5 protein-coding genes and 2 pseudogenes are annotated in these 6,637 nt (G+C 66.4%); 5 read left to right on the forward strand and 2 right to left on the reverse strand.

Going from position 1 to position 6,637, the window contains the following annotated elements:
* Nucleotides 1-106: 106 nt before the first annotated feature.
* Nucleotides 107-481 (reverse strand): annotated as a pseudogene (locus ACFWFI_RS10265) (hypothetical protein); the annotation flags it as partial.
* A 112-nt stretch (nucleotides 482-593) separates the two neighbouring features.
* Between ACFWFI_RS10265 and ACFWFI_RS10270 the strand changes: the two are divergent.
* The 5 genes and pseudogenes from ACFWFI_RS10270 to ACFWFI_RS10290 all read left to right on the forward strand — a co-directional run bounded on the left by ACFWFI_RS10270 (nucleotide 594) and on the right by ACFWFI_RS10290 (nucleotide 5,928).
* The gene (locus ACFWFI_RS10270; protein ID WP_387387680.1) at nucleotides 594-1,049 is read left to right on the forward strand and encodes a hypothetical protein; all 456 of its coding nucleotides are present in this window, start codon (nucleotides 594-596) and stop codon (nucleotides 1,047-1,049) included.
* Nucleotides 1,050-1,062: 13 nt separating this feature from the next.
* The gene (locus ACFWFI_RS10275; RefSeq protein WP_387387682.1) at nucleotides 1,063-3,357 is read left to right on the forward strand and encodes a hypothetical protein; all 2,295 of its coding nucleotides are present in this window, start codon (nucleotides 1,063-1,065) and stop codon (nucleotides 3,355-3,357) included.
* Nucleotides 3,358-3,414: 57 nt separating this feature from the next.
* Nucleotides 3,415-4,065: a hypothetical protein gene (locus tag ACFWFI_RS10280; RefSeq protein ID WP_387387683.1), complete on the forward strand. Its 651-nt coding sequence runs from the start codon at nucleotides 3,415-3,417 to the stop codon at nucleotides 4,063-4,065.
* 107 nt (nucleotides 4,066-4,172) lie between these two features.
* Nucleotides 4,173-4,814 (forward strand): annotated as a pseudogene (locus tag ACFWFI_RS10285) (transporter); the annotation flags it as partial.
* Between the two features lie 82 nt (nucleotides 4,815-4,896).
* Nucleotides 4,897-5,928 carry a hypothetical protein gene (locus ACFWFI_RS10290; RefSeq protein ID WP_387387685.1) on the forward strand — a complete coding sequence of 344 codons (1,032 nt, stop codon included), beginning with the start codon at nucleotides 4,897-4,899 and terminating at the stop codon, nucleotides 5,926-5,928.
* A gap of 192 nt (nucleotides 5,929-6,120) precedes the next feature.
* Here ACFWFI_RS10290 and ACFWFI_RS10295 read toward each other — a convergent pair whose 3' ends face one another.
* Nucleotides 6,121-6,582: a GNAT family N-acetyltransferase gene (locus ACFWFI_RS10295; RefSeq protein ID WP_387387687.1), complete on the reverse strand. Its 462-nt coding sequence runs from the start codon at nucleotides 6,580-6,582 to the stop codon at nucleotides 6,121-6,123.
* Nucleotides 6,583-6,637: the final 55 nt, after the last annotated feature.

The following is a 6,637-nucleotide window of genomic DNA, read 5'->3' on the forward strand; positions in this document are numbered from 1 at the left end:
GCACCGGCGCCGGGCTCTCGGGCTCCGGCTCATGGTCGCCGACCGCGGAGGTCCTTGAACGTGCCGACCCCCGCATTCCTTTCCCGCTGCGCCTCGTCCCTCTTGACGGGGGGCTGAGGCCGCCTGGTGCGGGCGGACGCCGTTCGCCACGCGCATCGGACACCTCGATCCGCAGGACCGCCCCGGGGGCCGGGGGTTTGCACCAGCTCGAAGTCCCGCCCCGGCACCCGCCCGTGCGTGACTGCTTTCGCCGACAGCTCGGCCACGACCAGGGCGGCAGCGTCGGACAGCTCGCTGCCGAGCGCAATGCCCACCGGTCGAGATGGAGCACGGCCAGACGCCGGGCGAGACTGGCACCGCGCGGGGTGGAGCTGAAGCGCCGGGTGAACGTGTGGGCGGCACGCAGTGGCAGGCCGGCCGGTCGCCCGAACTCGGTACGCCTTGCGCAGGGACTGAGGGGCCCGTTCAGCAGGAGCGCCATCAGTGCGTACCGCCCACCAGCAACCGCCCAGCGCCCCCAGCCCTGAAGGGCTCCTTGGTACGTTGGCATGCGCACGGACTTTCTGATCGCGCACGGGGGAGTTTGCTGACGCATGACATGGGACGAGTGGGAACAGGCGAAGGCCGAGGTTGCGGCGAGCCGCGCGTCACACATGCAACTGAACCAGGCAGCCGCCTCCGGGGGCGGAGGTGGGGGCGGCCAGAAGGATCTGGTTGTCCACGACGACCAGCTGGGAAAGCTCGGCAATCTGGCCTACACGTTGCGGGAGGGGCTGCGCGTAGACGCGGATCATGCGCGCCAGAACACCTTCGACGCATCCATCGAACTCTTCAACGACGGCCTGGACATGGGCTCAGCGCTCACCGAGCTCCACGACGCCTGGAACACCAAGGTCGGGACGCTCAAGGAAGCCTGCGCTCACATCTCCAACCATCTTGACTACTCGCGAGCGCAGCATGCCAAGGACGAAGTGCAGATCACGACCGCAATGCGGGATGCGAAGGACGCGCCTATGACCGAGTCGCGCATACAGGATTACTGGAAGTAGACGGGGAAGCAGCATGCTGAAGGTCTCGGAACTACTCAACCTGCGCCTCGGGAAATTGCAGTCGGCGGTAGCCGACTGGGGACAGATGGTCTCCAAGCTCCAGTCCCTGGCTACGGGCGAAGGCTCTGCGGGAACCGGTGGCGTGAACGCCTCGGAACTCAGAGTGCAGGCGGAGAACGCCGATTGGGAAGGACAGAACGCCAGTGTCACACGGCAGTTCGTCACCAAGACCGCGGCGGAGTTCACCGATGTGGTGACCGAGGCCCGCAGCGTGCACAAGATTCTGCAGGACTCCCACGACGATCTCAAGAAGCACAAGGAAGACCTTCAGACCACTGTCGACCGGTGGGCGAAGCGCAATGTGCACATCAATGAGAACGGTGGGGCGGTGAGCTCCGTGCCGTCCGGCGCGGCGGCCGGCACGGCAAAGATCGAGCCTGCGTCCCAGGACGAGGTTGACGCGGCTGCCGCCGAGGTGGGCCGCATCCTGTCGGCGGCGGACGAGGTCGACAGGATCGCAGCACGTGCCCTCCGTAAGCACGCGGCGGGGAAGTACAACTTCAGCGATTCCGGCTACAAGGGCCTGGAGGACGCGGATCGCAAGCAGGGCATCGAGGACGCGGACGCGATGCTGAAGCTCGCGGCAAAGGCCGACGGTATGACCGACGCGCAGTTGAAGCACTTCAACGAGGTCGCCGCGTACCAACGGGACAACCCGGCTTTCGCCGAACGTTTCGCGACAAAACTGGGGCCGGAGGGAACGCTCCAGTTCTGGCGCAGCCTTGCTGATCCAGGCCACGGTGACACCCCGGTCGGCGACCGCGCGAAGATCCTTTCCAAGGTGCAGGACAACCTGGGCCTGACGCTGGCCACCGCGTCACACGTCGACTCGCCCGCGATGCAGCAGTGGAAGGACGGGATCATCGCCGCAGGCGATGACCGGATCAAGCATCCGGGGATCATGAGTGCCCCGTACGGATACCAGGTCATGAGCAGTCTGATGACAAAGGGGAAGTGGGACGGAGCCTTCCTCGGCGACTACGGCGAAAGTCTGATCGAGTTCGAACGCAGCAACAAGCGAGCGGGCCCGGACTGGCTCTGGGACAACCCGGGCCACACGGCTCAGCTCGATTACCCTCCGAACACCAACAAGCCGGACAACGACCCGATCGCCGGCTTCATGGAGGCGCTGGGACGCAACCCCGAGGCATCCCTCGACTTCTTCAACGGATCGTCCGGCCAAGGCGCCAAGGATGATCTGGACACCGTGAGCAACTGGGATTACCTGGTCGACAAGGACAGTAAGGACGCCCGCACCTGGCCGCTCGACGGCGACGGCAAGACGACCGGCTACACGAACCTCGGGCACGCCCTGGAGTCGGCGACACTCGGGCGCCCGTACGACGCCTCGCCTCCATCGATCCCTGAGCTGGGCTCCGAGGCACAGAACGCGGCTCGCGACGAGCGGACCGAACTCATGGAGAAGGTAGTCGACCACTACAAGACCGCCGACACGATCGAGAAGCAGGACGGAATCCGCGAAAGCCTGGCCACCATGGCGGCAGGGCACATCGACAGCTTGAACTACACCATGGACAACACGGGCGGTAGTGGCGATCTTGTTGACCGGGACGGGTTGTTCGGAAAGGACGCCCATCGTCTGCGCGATTTCGGTGAGACGAGCAGCATGCAGTTCATGCGGGCCCTGGGAGCCGATGAGGATTCGCACGCGACTCTCTCCGTGGCCCAACAGGTCTATGGGGCGAGCCTCATGACGGCCCAGGGCAACGACACCGACTCCGCTGTCGCGGCCGGCCTGCACAGTGCCAAGATGCACGGCATGCTGGACGAGTCGCGGATCGAGGCTATAGGCAAGGAATTCGGGGACGAAAAGACCGCACGCAACCTGAAGCTGGAACAACAAGGCGCTTGGCGTGACTTCGCCGCCGAGGCCACGATCGGCGCTGCGGTGGGTGTCACGACGGCGGCGATAGTTCCTGCTGGAGCGGTAGCCGTGGTTGCTGTTCCTCTGGCCATCGAGACCATCGGCGGCGCCGCAACCACGCAATTCGGCAACGAAACCATGCAATGGCTCAAGGACCACGAGTTCGAGAACCATGACGAAGCGGCCCAGGGCATCGACAAGGCCAAGGCTGAGGGGCGGCAGAACGCGATGGGGCCCCTCCTCAACTACGTGGAGGCACACAATATGGAGAGCGGCGAGGTCCGCGAGCTGAGGGACAAAGCCGCTGAAGCGTACGACACGGGCGGAAAGCTCAGCGACACCGACGACGCCCGGGGCTGGTGACGTATGAGGACACTTACACCTGCCCGCCTCCTCCTGATGTGCTCCCTGGCTCTCGGAGTGAGCGCCTGCTCGGAAACGACGGGTGAAACAGATGCGGATGCGGCGGCCGCGCAGCGCAGAGCATGCCAGGCACTGTTCGGCGCGTCCGGACTGAAACAGATAGACCGTGGGGTCGAAGGATCCGAAGAGCTGCGTTTCAAAAGCCCGGCCTCTTTGGCCGACGCCCGAACCAGCCACCATGATCAAGTCAGAAAATGGACTCCCGAAAGGGAGCCGACAACGTACGCCGAGTCGAACATGTGCATGATCCGAACCGACATCTCCACTGGGATGCGGATCGGCCTCACCTACAAACCTTCCCCCTTCCCTTTCGATACTGCTCTTGACAAAGAAACCGAGACAGGAATCGTTGTGAAGCCTCATCTGACGCAGGTCAACTCGGACGTGAAACTCGTTTACGGGGCCGATGAATACAGGGAAGCCAGGTACCAGGTCTACGTGCAGTGCAAAATCCCGGGCACCCCGTCAGGGCAGGAGCGCGAAGTTCCACTGGCGGGCGAGCTGACCGACACACTCACCGCCGGCGTGAACGTTCGAGACCACCTCACGCTCCTCCTCCACTCAGCCCGCGTCATGGCGAACGCGCTCGACTGTCAGAACAAGCCCGTCGTGCCCCGTGCCCTGCCCGCCTCAACCACAATTTCCTGAGCTGGGCCAATCCGAACCGGGCTGGCCACCTCGAATCACGACCTCTCACGGCGGCCGGGCAAGCCGCGGCGTTTGAAAGGTCTCCCCGGGCCGTCACGACCTCACCCATGTGCCGCTCCCGCCGCCGGGGCGTCGAGCACGCCTGGTCGCTGAGGGCCGCCGCCGAGAAACCGCGTTCGCGCCGTGAGCGGCTCGGCGACGCGCCCTGGTACGCCCTGCTCGCCCCGGTCGTGCCGCTGGTCATGGCGCTGGGTTTCGAAGTGGCCATCATCCCCTCGCTGCTGGCCGGCGTGCTCTACGCCCTGTTCACCACGACCCGTCCGCGCGAGATGAACAAGCGGCTGCTGCGCACCCTCTACGGCGGCTTCGAGGCCGCCGCGCCGCCCATCGCGCTGTTCATCGCCATCGGCATCCTTCTCGCCGCGGTGAAGCTGCCCGGCGCGATCGAGGCGCTCGAACCCCTCGTGAAGGCCGTCAGCCCGCAGAACCCGGTGCTGTTCGTGCTGGTCTTCACCGCACTGGTGCCGCTGTGCCTCTACCGGGGTCCGCTCAACGTGTTCGGCCTGGGCGCGGGCATCGCCGGGGTCCTGATCGCGGCCGGCATCTACCCAGCCGTCGCCGTGCTCGGCCTGGCCGCCTCCTACAACCAGGTCTTCGGCGTCGCCGACCCCACCAGCACCCAGACCGTGTGGAGCGCCCAGTACGCGGGGGTCCGCCCCGAGCAGGTCATGGTCCGCACCCTGCCCTAGGTGTGGGCCGTCGCCCTGGGCGGGTTCTGCGTCACCGCCGCCACTCATCTCTGACATCCATCTTCCGGGACGGAGTACAGCCATGAACGAGCCGCACGAGACCCCGAAGCAGAATCCTCCCGCAGTCCTTTCACGCCGTGTCCTGCTCCGCGGGGCGGCGGCCACCGGAACCGCCCTCGCGGTAGGCGCCGGGACGGCGGGTGCCGCAGCTGCGGCACCCGGTGGCTTCCCCGACTACACGTACGTCAGGACCCTGCTCAAGCCGTCCGACCTCGCATACAACCCGACCGGCGAGATCATCTTCCCGTGCGTCCGGGGCACCGTGGGCCGGCTTCCCGCCGCCCTCGGCCGGTTCTACCTCTACTACGCGCCGCACGACGCGCCCGGAGGCATCTGCCTGGCCTACGGCGACTCGCTGGAGGGGCCGTTCACCGAGTACCCGGCCAACCCCCTCGTCACCAACAACTGGCAGCCGCACTACAAGGTCAGTCACGTCTCCTCGCCCCACGTCCTGTGGAACGAGGACGCCAAGGAGATGTGGCTGTATTTCCACGGCGAGAACACCACCACCCGGCTGGCCCGTTCCAAGGACGGCATCAACTTCACGTACGACAAGGTCGTACTCTCCACCTCGATGCTGCCCGCCGGTACGACGGAGACGTCCTACGCCCGGGTGTTCCGCCACGACCTGCCCTCACGCGGCGCCCGCTACGTGATGCTCTTCATGCTGAACAACACCACCAACCACCGTGACATCGCCTGGGGCTGGTCGCCCGACGGACGCAACTGGACCTTCGACCAGGAACCCCTGATCCGGCACTCGGAGGTCGGAGCGGTGAACGTGGGCGGCCCGCATCTGCTCACCCGCGGCGGCAGCGCCTACGTCGTCTACAACAAGGACAAGTCGAGCGGGGGCGACCTGCTGATCACCGAGGTCGGCAAGGACTTCTCCCGCCGCGTCCACCTGGGGCTCTTCCACGACTCGATGACCGGCGCCCCGGACAACGGGCGTACGGCGGCGCCGAGTTTCGGTACGGAGAACGGCGTGCCGTACATGATCTACGAAGCAGGTGAGCGGCTCCAGGGCGCTATCGCCCTGGCGCGGGGGAAGTAGCGAAGGCGGCCCGTCCCCGGACGGGCCGCCATGGCGCCGGCCTCGCGATTCGCTTCCCTGAACAGGCTTCGGACCGGCGCGCGGGCTACAAGGACGGGCAGCGCTACGAGAAGACATCCACCCCGAGAAGACAGTTGCCCTCGCCCATTCATGTGCCGTGACACCGATCAAGGGGAGAATCCGCGAGCGCGGTCAGCTCTCCCCGTGCAGCACCAGCATGGTGTGCTCCTGCTCGGCGTACATGACCGTCTCGGTACGCCGGAAGCCATGCTTCTCCAGCAGCCGGACCGAGCCGGTGTTCCCGGAGAAGGGGTCGGCGTGCAGGGGCCGGTTGGTCTCCCGGTCCAGGAAGAGCGCCAGCGCCTGTGTGCCGATGCCCCGGCCCCAGTACTCCCGGCCGAGCCAGTACCCGATGAAGCGGCGGTCCTCCTCCCACCACGCCACCAGATTGCCCGCCAGCTCCCCGTCGACGGTGACGGCCTGCACGAAGACGGAGGGGTCGCCCAGGACCTTCGTCTTCCAGTGCGTCATGAACGCCTCGCGCTCCCGGGGCGGGAAGTTCGACCGGCGTGCGGCCTCCGGGTCGTGCTCCTGGGCGAGGAACACCTCCAGATCGGCCTGGCCGGCATCTCGCAAACGCACCTGTTCACTCATGGCACGGAGTCTGCCACCCGCCTCTGACAATCGCGGGTGGCCGACGACCGCGCCT

The organism is Streptomyces sp. NPDC060209 (genome assembly GCF_042728155.1).
Taxonomy (GTDB): Bacteria; Actinomycetota; Actinomycetes; order Streptomycetales; family Streptomycetaceae; genus Streptomyces.